Source organism: Sphingomonas flavida, from assembly GCF_036663655.1.
Taxonomy (GTDB): domain Bacteria; phylum Pseudomonadota; class Alphaproteobacteria; order Sphingomonadales; family Sphingomonadaceae; genus Sphingomonas.
This window is the reverse complement of sequence record NZ_JAXOJH010000001.1, coordinates 108,845-126,440: the sequence shown is the minus strand read 5'-3', so window position 1 is coordinate 126,440 and position 17,596 is coordinate 108,845. Positions and strand designations below refer to the sequence as shown.

Annotated in this window: 10 protein-coding genes; 4 read left to right on the top strand and 6 right to left on the bottom strand. The window is 67.5% G+C overall.

What is annotated here, in order from left to right; all coding sequences use genetic code 11:
* Nucleotides 1-65 precede the first annotated feature (65 nt).
* A complete protein-coding gene (locus U1703_RS00495; RefSeq protein ID WP_332784140.1) occupies nt 66-3,089 on the bottom strand; it encodes a TonB-dependent receptor in 3,024 nt (1,007 codons plus the stop codon).
* A gap of 236 nt (nt 3,090-3,325) precedes the next feature.
* On the opposite strand from U1703_RS00495, the gene U1703_RS00490 reads away from it, so the two are divergent.
* Both U1703_RS00490 and U1703_RS00485 read left to right on the top strand, forming a co-directional pair.
* Entirely contained in the window at nt 3,326-4,015 is a 690-nt protein-coding gene (locus U1703_RS00490) for a SapC family protein (RefSeq protein WP_332784139.1), read from the top strand.
* Nucleotides 4,012-5,016, top strand: a complete 1,005-nt coding sequence (locus tag U1703_RS00485; RefSeq protein ID WP_332784138.1) for a cupin-like domain-containing protein — start codon at nt 4,012-4,014, stop codon at nt 5,014-5,016. Before U1703_RS00490 ends, U1703_RS00485 begins: the two co-directional genes overlap by 4 nt.
* Here the strand turns inward: U1703_RS00485 and U1703_RS00480 are convergent.
* Entirely contained in the window at nt 5,013-7,475 is a 2,463-nt protein-coding gene (locus tag U1703_RS00480; RefSeq protein WP_332784137.1) for a glycosyl hydrolase 115 family protein, read from the bottom strand. The genes U1703_RS00485 and U1703_RS00480 overlap by 4 nt on opposite strands.
* 119 nt (nt 7,476-7,594) lie before the next feature.
* Here U1703_RS00480 and U1703_RS00475 point away from each other — a divergent pair, with 119 nt between their 5' ends.
* Nucleotides 7,595-8,833: an SGNH/GDSL hydrolase family protein gene (locus U1703_RS00475; protein WP_332784136.1), complete on the top strand. Its 1,239-nt coding sequence runs from the start codon at nt 7,595-7,597 to the stop codon at nt 8,831-8,833.
* Nucleotide 8,834: 1 nt separating this feature from the next.
* Here the strand turns inward: U1703_RS00475 and U1703_RS00470 are convergent, their stop codons facing one another.
* The 4 genes from U1703_RS00470 to U1703_RS00455 all read right to left on the bottom strand — a co-directional run bounded on the left by U1703_RS00470 (nt 8,835) and on the right by U1703_RS00455 (nt 15,959).
* Nucleotides 8,835-11,198, bottom strand: a complete 2,364-nt coding sequence (locus tag U1703_RS00470; RefSeq protein WP_332784135.1) for a TonB-dependent receptor — start codon at nt 11,196-11,198, stop codon at nt 8,835-8,837.
* A 32-nt stretch (nt 11,199-11,230) separates the two neighbouring features.
* Nucleotides 11,231-12,178 carry a FecR family protein gene (locus U1703_RS00465; protein WP_332784134.1) on the bottom strand — a complete coding sequence of 316 codons (948 nt, stop codon included), beginning with the start codon at nt 12,176-12,178 and terminating at the stop codon, nt 11,231-11,233.
* Nucleotides 12,175-12,669: an RNA polymerase sigma factor gene (locus U1703_RS00460; protein WP_332784133.1), complete on the bottom strand. Its 495-nt coding sequence runs from the start codon at nt 12,667-12,669 to the stop codon at nt 12,175-12,177. The genes U1703_RS00465 and U1703_RS00460 overlap by 4 nt, the downstream gene beginning before the upstream one ends.
* 140 nt (nt 12,670-12,809) lie before the next feature.
* Nucleotides 12,810-15,959, bottom strand: coding sequence for an autotransporter outer membrane beta-barrel domain-containing protein (locus tag U1703_RS00455; RefSeq protein WP_332784132.1), 3,150 nt, complete (start codon nt 15,957-15,959; stop codon nt 12,810-12,812).
* Nucleotides 15,960-16,235: 276 nt separating this feature from the next.
* On the opposite strand from U1703_RS00455, the gene mgtE reads away from it, so the two are divergent.
* Nucleotides 16,236-17,594: a magnesium transporter gene (gene mgtE / locus U1703_RS00450; RefSeq protein ID WP_332784131.1), complete on the top strand. Its 1,359-nt coding sequence runs from the start codon at nt 16,236-16,238 to the stop codon at nt 17,592-17,594.
* Nucleotides 17,595-17,596 lie beyond the last annotated feature (2 nt).

Here is a 17,596-nt window from a genome sequence, read left to right as displayed (position 1 = left end):
CAGTAGGTCCAAGAAGCGGCGGGGATGTCAAGCCGTGGCCTGCCATCCCCACCCCTTGGCCATCGTCAGAAACGATAGCGTGCGCCGAGCGTGAAGCGCCGGCCATAATCGAACACGTCGAGCAGCTGGTTCTTGAACCGGCCATGCGTGCTCTGCTTGTTGTTGTTGACGTTCAGGATTTCGCCGAAGATCGAGAAGTCCTTCGTGACGTCATAGCTGCTGGTCAGATCGATCTGGAAGCTCTGGTTCACGAAGGTCGGCTCGGCACCATACGCCCCGGTATTCTGGTTCTGGCCGAAGCCCGCCAGATACTCGTCGCGCCAGTTGAGCGCGGTGCGAAACTGGAAGCCGTTCTTGTCGTAGAAGCCGACGAAGTTCGCCGAGTTCGCCAGGCCCGTCACCGCAAAGCCCGTCTGCGAGATATTGGTCGCGTCATAGGGCTTGTTGGTGTCGACCAGCGTCGCATTCGCCTGGAAGCCGAAGCCGCTGTCGCCGAACACCTGCTGCCAGGCGATTTCGACGCCGCGCACCGTCGCGTTCGGTCCGTTGATCTGGGCAGAGATCGCGAAGCTGGCGGGCTGGCCGGTGGTCGGGTCGATCACGCCGTTCACCGTCTGGCGCGCGACGCCGCCGACGATGAAGTTGCTGACGTTCTTCAGGAAGAAGTCGACCGCCAGGTACGAGTTGCGCTGGTAATACCATTCGGCCGCGACGTCGAAATTGTCCGCCAGATAGGGCTGCAGATTGGGATTGCCGCCGCTGCCCGACAGTGCGCCGACGCGCTGGCCGATGCCGACGTTCAGCACCGGGTTCAGAAGGTTGAGGCCCGGACGGGTGAGCGTCCGCGATGCGTCGAAACGCAGCTGCAGATTGTCCGTCACCTCCAACCGCGCATCGACCGATGGCAGCACATAGGTATAGCTGTTGCTGCGCGACACGGGCTGCGTACCCGAGAACCCTATCGTCAGCAGCGTCGGGTCGGTCGTGCTGCGGGTGATCGAGATCGGCTGGCGACCCTGCCCGATCGAGCGCAGGCGCGTATTCTCGGTCCGGACACCGAAGGCGACATGCAGTGGCATCTCGCCGATGCGGCCTTCCATTGCCGAACTGAGGAAGAAGGACAGAGTCTTTTCGTTGACCGTCAGGATGCTCGCCGGGTCAACCGCTTCGCTGAACTGGCCTCGGAAACCCAGCAGCCCATTGCCCGTATCGGTGGCAACCGGATAGTTGAAGCCCGGAATATTCTGGGCATAGGGATTGCCGAGCCCCGAGAGATAGGCCTGATAGGCCTGCGGGCTATAGATCAGGACCGATGGCGGCAGGCCGCCGCTGAACCCGGAGATGAAGTTGTTGAGGCTGATCGAGCCCTGATAAAGGTTCGACGGCAATGGCGACACGCCGCCGCCCTGACCCGAAGGGGCGCCGTAACCCGAATAGGCCTGCCAGAAATTGTTGGTGAAGGTGCTGCGGTTCAATAGTTGGAAATTGTCCTCGACATACTGGCCGCCCAGCTTCAGCGTGATATTGTCTTCCTTCCACGTCGCCACGCCGCGGACTTGCTTGAGCTCGTCGGTATTCTGCTGGGTCTGATTGACTGTGACGTGCGAACCGATCGCGCTGGGATCGGCCCAGTTCGCGGCGTTTCCGGCCGGGCCGAAATTGCTGATCGTCGGGAAGGCCTTGTTGCTGTCGCCCGTGATGTTGAAGCCGAGGTTGGTGCCCAGGCGGCCGCCATAGCCGATATCGCCATTCTGGCTGCCGATGACATTGCCGGGGTTCAGCCAGCTCTTGGCATAGGCGCCGTCCGCCTCGACCGTCAGCTTCTCGGTCACGTCCCATTTGACGTTCAGGCCGGTCTGGTTGGTCTGAAGGATCTGGCGGTTATGCGCCGAGGTGAAGTCGGTGGGCGAGCCCGCCTGGGTAAAGCTGACGGCGGTGCCGTTGGCGTCCTGCTTGACGTTGCGCAACGACTCCTGGCTGAACCACACGCCAAAGCCATAGACGTCGGTGTTCAGCGTCTGGCGCGAGAAGTTGTTGTCCAACGTGACCATCAGGGCGTCGGACGGATGCCATTGCAACGCGATGCGGCCATCGACGCGCTCGTCCTGCACGCGCTGCTGTTCCGCGCCGTACTGCTGCGGGAACCAGCCGGTCAGGCTGCGTACCTGGGTGGGGTCGGTGGTGCTGCTGCCCGGATTGCAGACGGTGGCAGTGCTGCCCTGCAACTGACACGGGGCAAAGCCATTGCCCGGCCAACCCGACACGAAGACGCGGTTGGTATCGGTATCACGCCGGGTGTAGATGAAGCTCGACAGGATACCGATCGTATCATCGGCGAAGGTATCGCTGACCAGCGCGCCGAGCGTCGGCACCACACGCCCCGCGCGATCCTGCATCGAGCCCGAGGCGCTGACCGCCGCGCGGAAGCCGGGATGGTCGAACGGCTTGGGGAACTGGATGTCCACCGTCGCACCGATCGAGCTGGACGCCAGCGAGACGTCCGGCGTCTTCAGGACGCTGATCCCGCCGATGAAGTCCGAGCCGACGGTGCTGAAGTCGATCTGGCGACCGCCCGTTGCGGTCGAGATGCGGCGGCCATCATACAGGGTGGTGTTGAAGTCGCCACCAAAGCCACGAACGGTGATGCCGGTCGGCTCGCCGCGCGCACCAGACCGCTGGATCGAAACGCCGGGCAGACGCTGAAGCGAGGCGGCGACGTTGGAATCCGGAAATTTACCAATGTCTTCGGCGGAAATCGCATCGACCACGCCGGTCGCGGTGCGCTTGATGTCGAGATTGCGCTGCAGCGAGCTGCGCAGGCCGGTGACGATGATCTCGCCTTCCGTCACGCTGCCGTCCGGGGCCGGGCTGTTGTTCTGGGCGCTCGGCGCGGTCGCCTGATCCTGCGGCGTTCCGGCTTCCTGAGCGGAGGTCGAGTTGGCCTGGACAGGCACGTCCGGGCGGATGGCACCGGTCTGTGCAAAGGCGGTACCCGGCGCGACCAGCGCCAGCGCCATCAACGGTGAAACCCCGGCCATCAGGCCACGGCGCGAAACAAGTGCCGCCACGAAAGCAGTGCGTGCCACCATTTTCCCCTCTCCTACGTCTTTTGTCGTTGGCCGATCGGCTTTGATTCACCGTACCGAACATTCGATGTGCGGATGTTAGCGGTATAACAAACCCGCGACAAGTCGTTTGTGCCGCGCTACTCATCCGCCTTGACGACGGGCGGACAGGCACGGACAAGGAACCGATGCCGCCGCCCGCCCCGCCGGATATCTGCACCGGTCGGGGTCATGGAATGGATGCGAGAGGACCGACGATCATGGCCGACATGGAATTGCTCGACAGCGCACGACATGGGGCGCTGCGCGTGTCCGCCGCGCCCGACGCGACACGCCATTTCGTACAGCTGGTCGCGGGTGAGTTCCTTGCCGCCGCGCTGCATTATCCGATCCTGTTCGCCCGCCATCCCGAGACGGGGGACCTGTATCCCGGCGCGCTGATGGGATTGGTGCCGGAGGAAAACCTCTCCCTGGGGCCCCAACACACCCTGACCGGCTATCGCCCCGCCGATCTGGAGCGGCAGGCCTTCTATGTCTCGGGCGAGAATATCGCGATCGATCCGCGCCATCCGGCGCTCGGCCAGCCCGATGGCGCCGCCCTGTTCGAGGCGGACGGCGGCGCGGCCCCCGCGCTGCGGCGTATCCAGAATGCATTGCGGACGCTCCATACCGGACTGCCGGAGACCGACGGCTTCATCGCACGGTTGATGGCCAACAAGCTGGTCGAGCCGATCGAGCTGAGCTTTCAGTTCGACAATGGCGAGAGCCTGCGCCTTGACTCGCTCTACACCATCAGCCTTGATGCGCTGCACGCCCTGCCCGATGCGGCGGCGCTGACGCTGTTCCGCAACGGCGATCTGCAACTCATCTATGCGGTCACGGCCTCGGTACGGCATATCCCGTATCTGGCGGCGCGACGGAACGACCGGTTGAGCGGGCTGGTCCAGTGAGCGGCGGGGCCGTCGAGATCGATCGCGCGCTGCTGGTCGACTCCGACGCCTTTCGACAATGGGTGGTCGAACCTTGCCGCCCGGTGGTGATCCGCGGGGCCGTCGCCGACTGGTCGCTCGCCCGCGCCGCGTCCGAGGGCGACGGGCTGCGGACCTATCTGGCGCAGTTCGACGCGGGACGGCAGGTCGATGCCTTTGTCGGCGATGCCGCGATCGCGGGCCGATATACCTATACCGACGATCTGGCGGGCTTCAATTTCCGTCGCGAGGCCATGCCCTTCGCCGACGCGGTCGGGCGTATCACCACCCCACGCGACACCGGTGAGACGCTTTATGTCGGCTCGCTGCCTACTTCCTTCGTCCTGCCGGGGCTGGCCGAGGCGAACCCGCTCACTTTCACGCCGCCCGGCGTCGCGCCGCGCATCTGGATCGGCCATGGATCGACCGTGGCCTGTCATTACGACATGATGGACAATCTTGCCTGTGTGGTGGCAGGCGAGCGCCGCTTTACCCTGTATCCGCCCGATGCCATCGGCGACCTCTATGTCGGCCCGATCGACCATACGATGGCGGGCCAGCCCGTTGCCCTGGCCGCAGAGGCCGCGCCCGGCGATCCGCGCTATCCCCGGTTCGGACAGGCGCGGGACCGGGCCATCACAGTCGATCTGACGCCGGGCGATGCGCTCTACATGCCCAAATTGTGGTGGCACCGGGTCGAGGCGCGCGGCGCCTTCAACATCCTGGTCAATTACTGGTGGGACGCTTTTCCGGTGGCGCCCGATCTGCCCTTTGCCACGATGCTGCTCGCCATGAGCGCGATCGCGGCCCGGCCGGAGGCGGAGCGGGCCGCGTGGCGCGCCTGGTTCGACCATTATGTCTTTCGGCCCGATGGCCATCCGCTCGCCCATCTGCCCGAAGCGCGCCACGGTATCCTGGGTGACAGCTCGGAAAACGCCAAGTTCGTCCGGGCCCATGCCATGCGGCTGCTGCGCGGCGGCTAACCCGCGCGGAGCGCCAAGCCCTCGACCACCACCTCGGGATCGACCAGCCACAGGGTCACACGGTGCTGGCCCGCCGCCAGCGACGGCAGCGACGTGGTGGCAACACGCCGGTTATCGATCACCGACCGTTCCCAACGGGCCTCGTTCTCACCCGCCATCAGGTTCAGGATGACGGGCGAACCGTTGTCGACCGACACCGCGATCCGGTGCTGTGCTCCGCCCCGGACGTCCAGGCCGGGCGCGGCGATGACGTCGAGCTTGGCTCCGCCGCCACCCTTCCAGGTGACGTCATACACGATGCGCGGCGTATCGCCGCCCGGCCGTTCGATCGCGGGCGCGGTGGTCGGCGTGGCAACCATCGCGGCCCCTTCGGCGGTAAAGTCCGTCACGCGTTGCCATTTGATGCCTCGCCCGTCGATGGCGCGTCCGGTATCGGCGAGGATCAGGGCCGGTCGCGACCCGCTTGTGACGGGTAGCGGCAATGGCCGTTCCCTGGTGGCCAGCGCAGGCATGACGTCTCGATCGGGCTGTTGCCAGCCGGTATAGCCGATATGCGTCTGGGCCATCATGCTGGTCCACTTACCGCCCGCCGTCCGCTCCTCATAGCGTCGCCGGATGACCGCATCCTGCGCGAAATAGCGCCGCGCATCGTCGGCCGCGCGTGCGGCGGCGGCATAGCGCCCCGCATCGACCATCGCCCGGTTCGTCGCCACCGCCAGATACATGCGATGCAGATTGGCCATCGCCTCGATCCGGTGAAGGACCAGCTCGTAATAGGCGTCGCGCCGGTCGGCGGGGATCAGGCGCTCGAGCCGACGGGCATCGTTGTCGAGCGCATTCCACTGCCCGGCAACGCGGTTCCACTCACCGTTCTGGAAGTCATAGCTGGTTGCGTCGAGCAACTCGGGCTTGCGGCGACTGGCGAGCTGGCCATAGCGGGCGATCAGTGCGCCGATCGCGGGGCCCTGGCCCGCGCCGAACTGTTGCGTGGCCCAGCGCACCGGATAGGCCTGCATCGCCGACAGATCCATCCGCGCCGGGTTCCAGGCCATGTCGAGGAAGAAGCTGGTCGGATATTCCATCGGCTTCAGGTCGCCAACATTGACGATCCACAGCCGGTCCGCGCCATAATCAGATGCCATGCGCATCTGTTGCCAGATACGCGGGACGGCATTGGTGTCGAGCCACTTATAGTTGCGCGGCCCCCCGACATAATCGAAATGATAATAGATGCCTGCCCCACCGGCCCGCCTGGAGCCGGGCGGCGGCAGGCGGCGGATATTGCCCCAGTTGTCGTCGGCGAACAGCAGGGTGACGTCGTCGGGAACGCGCATCCCCTTGTCATAATAATCCTGCACTTCCTTGTAGAGCGCCCAGACCTGCGGCGTCTCGGCCGCCGGGCGTTTCGTCACGTCGGCGATGATCCGTCGCTGGTCGCGCACGATCCCCTGGAGCAGGTCGATCGCGGTGCCCTCCGTCATCGGTTCGTCGCCGTCGCCGCGCATCCCGATCGTGACGGGATCCTCCGCCTTGCCGCGCCGCTCGATCCCCTTGCGCCAAAAGGCCTGAAGAGCGGGTGCGTTCTTCGTATAATCCCACGGGCCTTTGCCCTCTCGCTTCCAGTCGGCCTGCGCGCGCTGCATCGGCTCGTGGTGCGAGGTGCCGAGCAGCACCCCCATCTCCTGCGCCAGCGGGGCCGAAGCCGGATCATCCTCCCACAGCGACTTGCCCCACATGGCGGGCCACAGGAAATTGGCCTTCGAACGAAGCAGCAGGTTGAAGACCTTTTCATAGGCCAGGTGATTGACCCCACCGAACTTCGCCCGCGCCCAGCCGCCGAAGCCGGGCTCTTCGTCGTTGATGAAGATACCGCGATATTTCACGACCGGATGATCGGCGACCCGACCCGCCGTCAGGTAGAGTGTCGGATGACGTTGCGCCGGCACATCGGCCCACCAGGTCCACGGGCTGACGCCTGCCTTGGCACTGATATCGTACAGGCCGAAGATCGTGCCGCGCCGGTCCGCACCGACGATCACCAGCGCACGATCGACACCGGGTAGCGGGTTGTCGACGACCTGCTCGACATAACCCTCCCATTGTCCCGGCAGCCCATGGACGTCGAGCTTGCCCGCCTTAACCAGTGCGTCGATCACCGCACTGTGGCCCAATGTCCCGGCGATGATCGACACATTCGCACTGGCGGTGTCGATCAGGCGAACCTCGCCGCCGCCGACCGCCTTCAGATCGGCGACCAGATCGGCCGCGGCACGACGGACGCCGGGTTCGTCGTTCGGATCGACGAGCACGCCACCTGCGCGTCCGGGCGTCAGCAGCGCCAACGCACCCGGGCTCGCCCGTTCGCACGGGGCCACCGGTCCGGCGCAGTCCGACGGCGCGGCCGAGGCCACACCCGGCACGAACGCCAGCCACGCAGCGGACCATAGCAGGTGACGCATCATCTCTCTCCTTGCCCGCGCGCTCGACGCGATCGGGGCCTTCTCGTTTGCCTTGGATCGCGTTATCGCTACCATAAGGCTAGGCCGCAAGCGCCGAGTGACGGATGGAAAGGATGAGGATGAAGGCACATCGCTTGGCCGCGCGCGCCACCGGGCTGCTGGCGCTGTCACTGCTGGCGGCGATACCGGCCCAGGCGCAGGGCGGTCGCTGGACCCCCGCCTGGGGCGCGTCGCAGATGCGCGTGGACGGTGCCAATGCCGACAAGCTGGCCAAGGCCGGTCCCGCCACCATCCGCCAGTTCGTCCGCCTGACCGCCACGGGCAAGACGATCCGCCTTCGCGTGTCGAACCTGACGGGTACGACTCCGCTGCGGATCGGTGCGGCGAGCATCGGCCTGGCGACGACCGGCCAGTCGAGCGTCGCTGCACCGATGCCGGTCCGCTTCGATGGCCAGGCCGAGGTGATCGTGCCGCCGGGTGCGGACCTGTACTCCGATCCGGTCGCCCTGCCCGTCCAGGCCGGAGCCGACGTGGCGGTCAGCCTGTTCTTTCCCGACGCCGTCACCACCCCGACCGGCCATGCCGCCGCACGCGGGACCACCTTCCTGATCGCGGGCGATGCCACGCGCCGCACCACCGTGGCCGATGCGCAAGGTATCGGCGGGTGGTGGAGCCTGTCGGATGTCGAAGTGCAGGATGCGGTTCAGCGTCGGACGATCGTGACGATCGGCGACTCGATCACCGACGGCTATGGCATTGCAGACAACAGCAATGCACGCTGGCCGGACGTATTGGCCCGCCGTCTGGCTGCCGCACCGACGACACGTGGGTTCTCCGTGGTCAATGCGGGCATTGGTGGCAACCGAGTGCTGCTCGATGGGCTGGGCCCCAATCTGATGGCCCGGTTCGACCGGGATGTGATCGCCCGCCCGGGCGTCAGCCACGCCGTCCTGCTGGAGGGGGTCAACGATCTGGGCGTGCTGACCCGCGAGCACCCGGTCGATGCCGCCGCGCATCGGGCGATCGTTCGCCAGATCACCGGGGCCTATCGCCAACTGGCCGAGCGTGCGCACGCGCATGGCATTCGCCTGATCGTCGGCACCATCACACCGTTTCAGGGCAGCGACTATTACCATCCGGGCCCGGAGACCGAAGCGGATCGCCAGGCGATCAACCGCTTCATCCGTACGTCCGGCCTTTTCGACGGGGTGATCGACTTCGATCAGGTGGTTCGCGATCCCGCAAGGCCCGATCATCTGCGCCCCGCCTACGACTCCGGCGACCACCTCCATCCGAGCATGGCCGGATACCGGGCGATGGCAGAGGCGGTGCCGCTGTCCCTCTTCACCCGGCCCTGAGCTAGAACGCCGCGTCCAGCCCGATGCGCAGGGTTCTCGGGCGGAGCGGCGTCACCTGATCGCGTCCGGTGGTGAACGGTGTCCCGAGCGCAAAGCGGTTGCCGCGTGTATCGGCCAGGTTGGTGATGCCCGCCGTTACCCCGAACGCCTCGAAGCCCAGGCGCGCAGTCAGCCCGCTGTCGAGATAATCCCCCTGCAACTCGCCCAGCATCGGCCCGACCCCCAGCCTGGACGCGCCGACATAGCGCAGCCAGCCATCGACCCGCAGGTCGCGTCCCCCCGCTATCGTGCCGTGATAGACGATGCCCGTCCGCCCGGTGATCCGGGCGATGTTGGGGATCTGGCTCAACCGCGCAAGGATCATGGCGCGATCGGCGGCCTGCCCGTCCATCAGGAGAAAAGCCCGCGCATTCGACGGCTCGTCGATATGACTGTCATTATAAGACACCGCCGCTTCGATCCGCAGCCCGCGGGCGATGCGGGCGCTGGCCAGCGCTTCGAGGGTCCAAAGCTGGCCATCACCGATATTGGCAGTGCTGGGCAGGCCCGTCGCGTCGATGAAATCCGCCTGGATGTCACGCCACGATGTATGCGCCAGCGTCAGCGATGCATCGAATCGCTCCCGGCCTGGCCGCCCGGTCCGCAGGCCTGTCTCGATGGTCGAAACCCGGTCATTGCGGAAACGGCGGACCAGTGGCCCTTCAATCGTCAGCCCGCCGGGGCGGAAACCCTGCTGATAACGCAGGAACAGCTGTGCCCCCGGCGTCAGGTCGATCAGTGCGGAGGCGGAGGGCAAGAGGATCGTCTGCGCGCGCCGGGCCGTCACCTCGCGCAACCGCGCCAGCGCCTGGAAGGACAGGGCGGCGGGCAGGTCCTCGCCCGCGCCGTCCAGCACCGATCGGGTGACGCGCAAGCCCCCCGTGGTCAACAGGCCGGGCAGCAGCCGCAGGCTCGCCTCGCCGTATAGCGTCGCCTCCTCGACCGTGTTGACGACGCCGGTGCGCGGCACCAACTGCCCCGGCTCGCCGAACAGCCGGGTCAGGCGCGTTCGATTGTGGACATAGCTGAATCCCGCCAGCCACCCCGATCCGTCGGGCGCCGAATGCCAAGCGCGTGTCTCGTTCGCCTGCATCCGCGTCGCATTGGCTTGCGCGAACAACTGGACCGGACCACCCGGCGGGGTCGCATCATACCGCTCCATCAGGTCGTGCGCGGTGACGCCGCTGCTCGAACGAAAGCGGACCTGCCCCAGCCGTCCTGACACGATCAGCTGCGCCTGCCCGAAATCGGCGGAGAAACCTTCGGTGACGGGAGCCGATCGGGTGAGCGGCGGGCCGTCGCGATCGGCATATTGGCTGTCCGCGCCACGAATGCGCTGGCCGATACCGATCGCCTCGATGCTCCAGCCGCCGCCAAGCTCGGCCTTCACGGCCGCGCGACCACCGGCGATCCGCGTCCGGTTGACGTCGGTGCGGCCGAGCAACGGCTTGTCGATATAACCCCCCTCGCTTGCCGTATCGGCGACCAGTCGTACCGCCAGTCGGTCGGCCACGATGGGCAGGTTGAGCACCGCCTGCGCATCGCCGCCCGGTGCTCCGCCGGTCGTCGCGGACCCACCCAGGCTGACCGATCCCCCGGTGCGGGTCGGGTCGGGCGCGTTGGGCACCAGCCGGATGAGCCCGCCCAACGACCCCGCGCCGTATAGCGTACCCTGCGGCCCCTCCAGCACCTCGACCGCCGCCAGGTCGGCCAGCCGCAGATCGGGATCGGGCGCGTTGTAGCTGAGCCGCAAATCCCCGAAATACTGGCCGACGGTCGCCTGGGTCGGCCCGGTGAAGCTGGAGTCGGCGATACCCCGGATGAACAGCTTGTTGCGCCCGGCCCCCAGATAGGTCGAGGCGATCACCGTCATCCGGTCGGCCAGCTTCGACGTACCACCGACGCCGCCCAGTTCCAGATCGGCCCCCGCCACCTGCACCACCTGCCCGGCGAAATGATCGCGGGTCGTGTCGCGCTTGCTGGCCGTCACCACGATATCACCGCCGGAGACGTGAGGCGGCAGCGATACGGGCGGGCGGCGCGCGATACGGGGCGCGTGCGTGCGCAGGCGCGGGGTCAGCCGCCACGCGCCGCGGCCCAGTGGCTCAACCCGCGCCCCGCTACCCCGCGCGATCACCGACAGCGCCTGTTCCACAGACAATCGGCCGCGCAAGGGCGGCACCGGACGGCTCCACAGCCCGGCATCGGGCACGGAGATGTTCGCCCGCAACGCACGCCCCAGCGCCATGACCTGCGTCCCGACGGTCCCGGCGGGCAGGTCGACCGGCACACGCTCGGCCGCCAGCGTAGGGGCACTGGCGAACACGGCTATTCCGACGATCCCGCCCCCCGCCAATCTCACCCGCGCGGTTCCAGCGTCCAGCCAGCGGCATCGCGCCGCACCCGCACCTCCATCAGCGGCCCCAGCAGCGCCGGATCGCGGCGGACGGCCTGAAGGTCGATCACCCCGCGAAACGGCCGGGCCGCAATGGCCGGAGCGACCGACACCGGCTGTCGCAGGAAGCGGCTGAGGTCTTCGGCCACCTCGCTGAGCGGCGCACCGTCAAAGGCCAGCCGCCCGTCCCGCCAGCCGCCGACATCGCCCGGATCGACCGCCGCGCGGATCAGCCGGTCCTTCTCGACCGTCACGCCCTGCCCGGCGTCGAGGCGCAACGCTGAACCCTTCGGATCGACCATGACGGCCCCCTCGGCCACCGCCACGCGCGTTAGCCGCGAGCCCATCCGCACATCGAACACGGTGCCCAGATCGACCAGGGCGACGTCGCCCGCCCGCACCGCGAAGGGATGCCGGTCGTCATGCCTCACCCGGAACAGCGCCTCGCCCCGCTCCAGCACCGCCCGGCGGGGATCGGCGTGGTCGAGTGCGATCCGGCTGCCCCCGGCCAGCGTGATAACGGTGCCATCGGACAGCGGCACGTCGCGCGTCTCGGCAGCGGCCGTCTCGACGGCATAGGGTCGTGCCCGGTCCTGCCACGCCTGCAACCCGATCGCACCGACCAGCGCAGCGGCCACCGCCCCACCGATCCAGCGGAGCGCACCGCGCCGACGCTCGACCGGCTCGACCGGCTGCGGCTCGGCCAGCAGATCGGGATGCGCGGCCAGCGCTTCCTCCGCGTCCAGCAAGGTTGCCGCCATCCGGTCGTAGCGTTCGACATGCGACGCATCGGCCTCGAGCCATGCGGTGAACGCATCCCAGTCGGCATGCGCCGGGTCCGCCATGCGCAGTGCCCAGTCGAGTGCCTCGACATCGACGCCGGGGGCTGGAGAATATCGGTCCTGGCTCATCCGATCTGATCCTTGAGCGCGGCGATGGCCTGGGCAGCCAGGCGGAGGTCGCTTTCGACAGTACTGATGCTGATCCCCCATTCCTCGGCGATGCGCTTTTGCGGGACGCCCTCGATCCGCACCCGGCGAAAGATGGTGGCAGGCCGTTCGCCCAGTGCCGCCAGCGTCGTGGCGATCCGCTCGGCGGTCTGGCGCGCGACGAGGGCGCGTTCGGCCGCCGGCGGCTCAGCGCCGCCTTGCTCCTCTACCCAATCCTGTTCGCGTCGTTCGGCCTGACGGCGCGAACGATAACGGTCGACCATCAACATGTCGGCCGCGCGGTAGAGATAGGCCAGCGGATTGGCGATCGGCCCGTCCATCCGTCCCGCCAGCTTGACCCACAGGTCCTGGACCAGATCCTCCGCCGCATCGCCCGCACCACGCACCGCGAGGAAGCGGACGAGCTTTTCGCGATTGGCGAGGAAAACGGCCTCGATCCCGGTGGGCGACATGGATGGAACCGGCGAAAATGGGAGGGACTGGCGTGGCTTAGCCGAACCGGGCCCCTGTGAAAAGGAGCCCCACCGGGACGCGTGGTGGGGCTCCGATCGACCGCGTGCGCTACAGGGGGGATGCACGCGGGCGAACTCGCCTAAAAGGCGAACTGAAGGGCCGCGCGCGCAGACAGCGCGACGTTGCCGAGACGTTGTTCGGCATTGACCTCGCCGCTCAGGCGGATCTCACTGGTGCCGGTGATCGCCCGCACCCTGCCGATCCAGCCCCCGTCGCGGGCCTCGGGGTCGAGGATGAAGGGGGTGCCGTCACCAAACCGCGCGATCGTGCGGCCCAGCGTCCCCGCGACCCGTTCGCGTCGTCCGCCCTCGATTTCCAGGCGGCTCCACTGGGCGTAGCGATTGTCGCCGCCGAAGTTGATGCCCGCCGCCACGCTGGCGGTCAGCGCCAGTTCGTCGCTGGTCCGCTTGGCGACGGTCAGGTCGTAACCGGTGCCGCCGCCCACTTCGCGATAACCGTCCTCGTTCAACCGATAATAGTCGACGGCCAGGATCGGGCGCACGTTGAACTGACCGACCCAATGCTCCCAGGAAACCGAGCCCGAACCCGAATAGAGCATGCCGTTCCAATCGGCGGTCGCGCGGCGCTGTACCGCCTCGGTGCCGACTACGCCGTTGAACTGGCGCTGCGCATCGAAGGAGAGGAACGCCGCCGAACCCCGCGCCTGCGCCGCCAGCGCACCCCAGCGGGCGCGCCAGAAACCGGCCAGCTCATACTGGCTGTGGTTCACGCGGTTGACCGCCGACCCCTCATTGTCGCGCCCGCTCATATAGGACAGCGACACGCCGAAATTGCCCGCCCGGGTCTTGTTCTCGATGCCGCCGCTGAGGCCCCAGCCGCGCACATCGTAACTACGGGTCGAACGCATGCCCTTGGAGGCATCCCAGCCCAGCGGGCTTAGCCAATAGCCCCATTTGCCCTCTTCGCTGAACTCACCCGCCGGTTCGCGTAGTTGTGCTGCGGCCGCGCGCGAGGCCAGGGTCACGCCCTCGAACACGCTGCCGGTGTAGTTGGGCAGCATCTGCTCGACCGCTCCCCGGAACGCGGCACCATCGTAAAGCCCACGGATCGCGTCGGACAGCTTGGCGTCGCTGCCGATCGCCGCGTCGATCGCGTCAAAGGCGCTGACCCCGGCTTTGCTCAGGCCCAGTTCGGTCTTGGCCTTGCGAGTGACCTCGACCGCAATCTCATTGGCCTGCGCCGTGACGATCGCGCCCTTGTAGAGGAAGGGCATGGCGGACGCGGCGAGCGTCAGATTGCCAGCCCCGGTCAATGTCCCCGAGCGCAGGACGACATAGCGGCCGGTCACGTCCGTCCCCCCCGAAACGCGAAGCGCCAGTTGGCTGTTCGCGCCGATCGCGGTCGCACCACCGACCTGGATCAGGTTGCCGGTCGGGTTCGCCTTGTCGAGTGCGACGCTCAGGATCGATTGGTCGCCCAGGCTGAGCGAGGCGATGTTCGTCACGCCATTGGCGGCGAAGGTGCCGCCGCCGCTCGCGACCGTGACCGCGACATGCGCGGCGTTGGTCAGGCGTCCGGCAAAGATGCCCTTCCCCGTGATCGCCACCAGGTCCTGACCGCGCCCGGAAAAATCCGCCACGCCGTCGAAGCGCGCCGTATCGGCGATGGTCAGCGTGTCCGCCCCGGTGCCGAAGGTCGCGGTGCCCGCATAGGTGCCCGTCCCACTCATCTCCAGTCGGTTGTTGCCGGTCCCGAAGGTCACGTCACCACTGACCGCGCCTGCACCGACCTGAAGCCGGTCGTCGCCGCTGCCGAAGCGGATGGCGCCGGTGATCGTTGGCGCGGTCGCCCCGGCGGCGGGTGCGATCTGGCGGACGATCGCACCGGCGCTATTGGCGGACAGGTCGATCGCAGTGCTGCGCGAGCTGTCGGCACCGGCGCCTGCGATCGCGCCGGCATTTTCGACCAGGGTCAGGCCGCCGGTACGATCCAGGATCGCCGTTGCGCTGGCCCCCGTCGCGGTGGCGCGGATCGCGCCCGTATTGCGGATGGTCGGCACCGATGCGCCGGTGTCGATCAGGACGGCGGTGGTCAGTGCGGTGGGCGCGCCGCCGCCTGCGGCGGTGACCGAGCCCCCGACCGTCAGGCCGGGCGTGGACGCACCCGCGCCGAAGCGGATCGCGGTGGCCTCTGCTCCGGTCGCGGTCGCCTGCACCGTCCCGCCGACCGACACGCCCTGTGCGATCTGCACCGTTCCGCCCAGTCCGCCGATCGACAGCGCCGTCGCGCGTACCCCGCTATAGACGCCGATGCCAGTTACCCGACCGTTGACGACCAGACCGGCCGCAGGCGTCGCCCCACCCGTTGCACCGATCAGGACGGCGCGGCTGGCCGAGCCGATCTGCATCGCGGGGGCCGCGCCATTCGAGATCAGGTCCGCCGCCTTGCCGGTCGTATTGCCCAGGGTGATGCCACCCGCGACGTTTCCGCCCACGACCAGTGCCGAACCGCCCTGAAGCAAGTCGTCGGGGTCGAGCTTCGAGACGTTGGCAGGCGGCGTGGTGTAGCGATAGCCGGTCGAACCGATGCCGCCCTCGACGATCAATGCGCCGCCGATGTCGCCGTCGACCCGTGCGCCGACCGCGCCCTCACCCACCGCGACGATGGTGCCGCCGAGCGTCACATTGCCCGTCACGGCGCCGGTCCGCACGCCGACCGAGCGATCGCCCAGCATGTTGATCTTGCCCGACTGGGTGAGGTTGCCGGTCAGCGGGCCGTTCAGGAATATTCCTGCCGAGTCGTTGCCCTTGATCGTGATCTCGCCACTATTGGCGATGTTGCCGGTGAACCCGCCCGCCGTGCGGATACCGGTCCGCCGCGCGCCCTGCGCAAAGGGGCCGTCCAGATCGCCGTCCTTGTCGATGTCGGTCGGCGTATAGGTCTCGTCCAGGATGATCTTGCCGCTATTGGCGATGTCCCCGGTCACGCCCGCCGCCGCGCCAATCCCGATCGCGTCGTTCGCATCGGTCGTCTGGATGGTTCCAGCATTGGCCAGCTTGTTGTTGCTGTCGATCGTGACGGCCGTGCCGCTGCCGCTCGTCACGACGCTGCCGGCCGCCACGATGCTGATATCGGCGGCGGCCCCGTTGTTGATGGTGGCGGTGCGGACCGGCGTCGTCCGCTTGGTGTCGATCACGGTCTGGGCCGAGGCGGCCGTCCCCGCCGCCAGCGCGAGCGTGGCGGTCGAGGCGAAGAGCAGGCGATGCACGGATAAGGTCCCCTTGATATACCTTTGCCCCCCAGACGGAGCCGCGACGCCAAACCCTTGGTCGCCGGATTAAAATTTTGTCAGGTATGCGTGCGGGTGTTGACGATTGCGGCGCGCGGGATCAGAGGGCGGCGCAGGCGTGGGAGCCCCCGCGCCGTTCCAGAAAGCGAGAACATGTCCAGCGACAGTTCCAGTAGCGCCGCACGCCTCGGGCTCGTCCGCTAGTTTCGCAACTGGCTTTCGTCCGCCCCGGGTCGTGCGGACGAAAGGTTTGAAATGGTCAACGATCTGATTGCCGGTGTCACTGCCGGTTTCCGTTCCTCCCGGCGCGGCGTGTCCATCGCCGATCTCGTCGATACGCTCCAGTCGCTGCCCGTCGAGGAAGCGGCCGATGCCCTGTCGCAAATGCCCGACGCGCGTGCCGTGGCGGTGCTCGACAGTCCCGAACTGCGCTCGGCATCCGAGATACTGGTCCGGCTGACATCGGCACGGGCCGTCGCGCTCGTCTCGCAAATGTCCGAGGATCGCGCGGCCGACGTGCTGGGCGACATGGATGAGGAAGACGCCGCCGCGATCCGCGCCGCGCTGCCCGCCCCCGTCCGCGCCTCGATCGACACCCTGCTGCGCTGGCCACCCGACAGCGCGGGCGGCATGATGACGACCGAATATGTCGCCACCCCCGCCGACGCGACCGTCGCCGAGGTGCTGGCGGATATCCGCACCGTCGAGCGCAGCCGCGAAACCGTCTATTCGGTCTTCCTGCTAGAGCCGCAGGGGCGGCTGGTCGCCACCGTCTCGCTGCGTCAGTTGATCGCCGCCGAGCCGGAATCGCCCGCCTTCGATCTGGCGCGTGGCCATGATCCGATCACCGTCGCACCGACCACCGACCGCGAGGAGGTGGCGCACCTGATCCGCCGCCACGACCTGCTCGCACTGCCGGTCGTCGACGAACAGGGTCGACCGATGGGCATCGTGACGGTCGACGACGTGCTCGACGCGCTGGTCGCCGCGCATACCGAGGATACGCAGAAGTTCGGCGGGGTCGAGGCGCTGGACGATCCGTATCTGGAAACCGGCTTCCTCGCGATGATCCGCAAGCGCGCCGGGTGGCTGAGCATCCTGTTCTTCTCCGAGATGCTGACCGCCAGCGCGATGCAGCATTTCGAATCCGAATTGGAGCGCGCGGTCGTCCTTACCCTGTTCATCCCGCTCATCATGAGCTCGGGCGGCAATAGCGGCAGCCAGGCGACTTCGCTGATCATCCGCGCGCTGGCGCTGGGCCAGGTGCGGCTGCGCGACTGGTGGCGGGTAGCACTTCGCGAACTGCCCGCCGGGCTGACGCTGGGCGCGATCCTGGGCATTCTGGGCATGGCGCGGATCACGCTGTGGCAGAATTTCGGATTCTACGATTACGGACCCCATTGGATGCTGGTCGCGACCACGGTCGGCACGGGCCTTGTCGGCATCGTCACCTTCGGCTCACTGGCCGGGTCGATGCTGCCCTTCCTGCTGCAACGACTGGGTTTCGATCCCGCAAGCGCCTCGGCACCGTTCGTCGCGACGCTGGTCGATGTGACGGGGCTGGTCATCTACTTCAGCATCGCGCTGGCGATCCTGTCGGGGACCTTGCTGTAATC

Coding starts and splice junctions, on each gene's coding strand:
- U1703_RS00495 (WP_332784140.1), bottom strand. CDS start 3,089: ATGGTGGCACGCACTGCTTTCGTGGCGGCACTTGTTTCGCGCCGTGGC.
- U1703_RS00490 (WP_332784139.1), top strand. CDS start 3,326: ATGGCCGACATGGAATTGCTCGACAGCGCACGACATGGGGCGCTGCGC.
- U1703_RS00480 (WP_332784137.1), bottom strand. CDS start 7,475: ATGCGTCACCTGCTATGGTCCGCTGCGTGGCTGGCGTTCGTGCCGGGT.
- U1703_RS00475 (WP_332784136.1), top strand. CDS start 7,595: ATGAAGGCACATCGCTTGGCCGCGCGCGCCACCGGGCTGCTGGCGCTG.
- U1703_RS00465 (WP_332784134.1), bottom strand. CDS start 12,178: ATGAGCCAGGACCGATATTCTCCAGCCCCCGGCGTCGATGTCGAGGCA.
- U1703_RS00460 (WP_332784133.1), bottom strand. CDS start 12,669: ATGTCGCCCACCGGGATCGAGGCCGTTTTCCTCGCCAATCGCGAAAAG.
- mgtE (WP_332784131.1), top strand. CDS start 16,236: ATGGTCAACGATCTGATTGCCGGTGTCACTGCCGGTTTCCGTTCCTCC.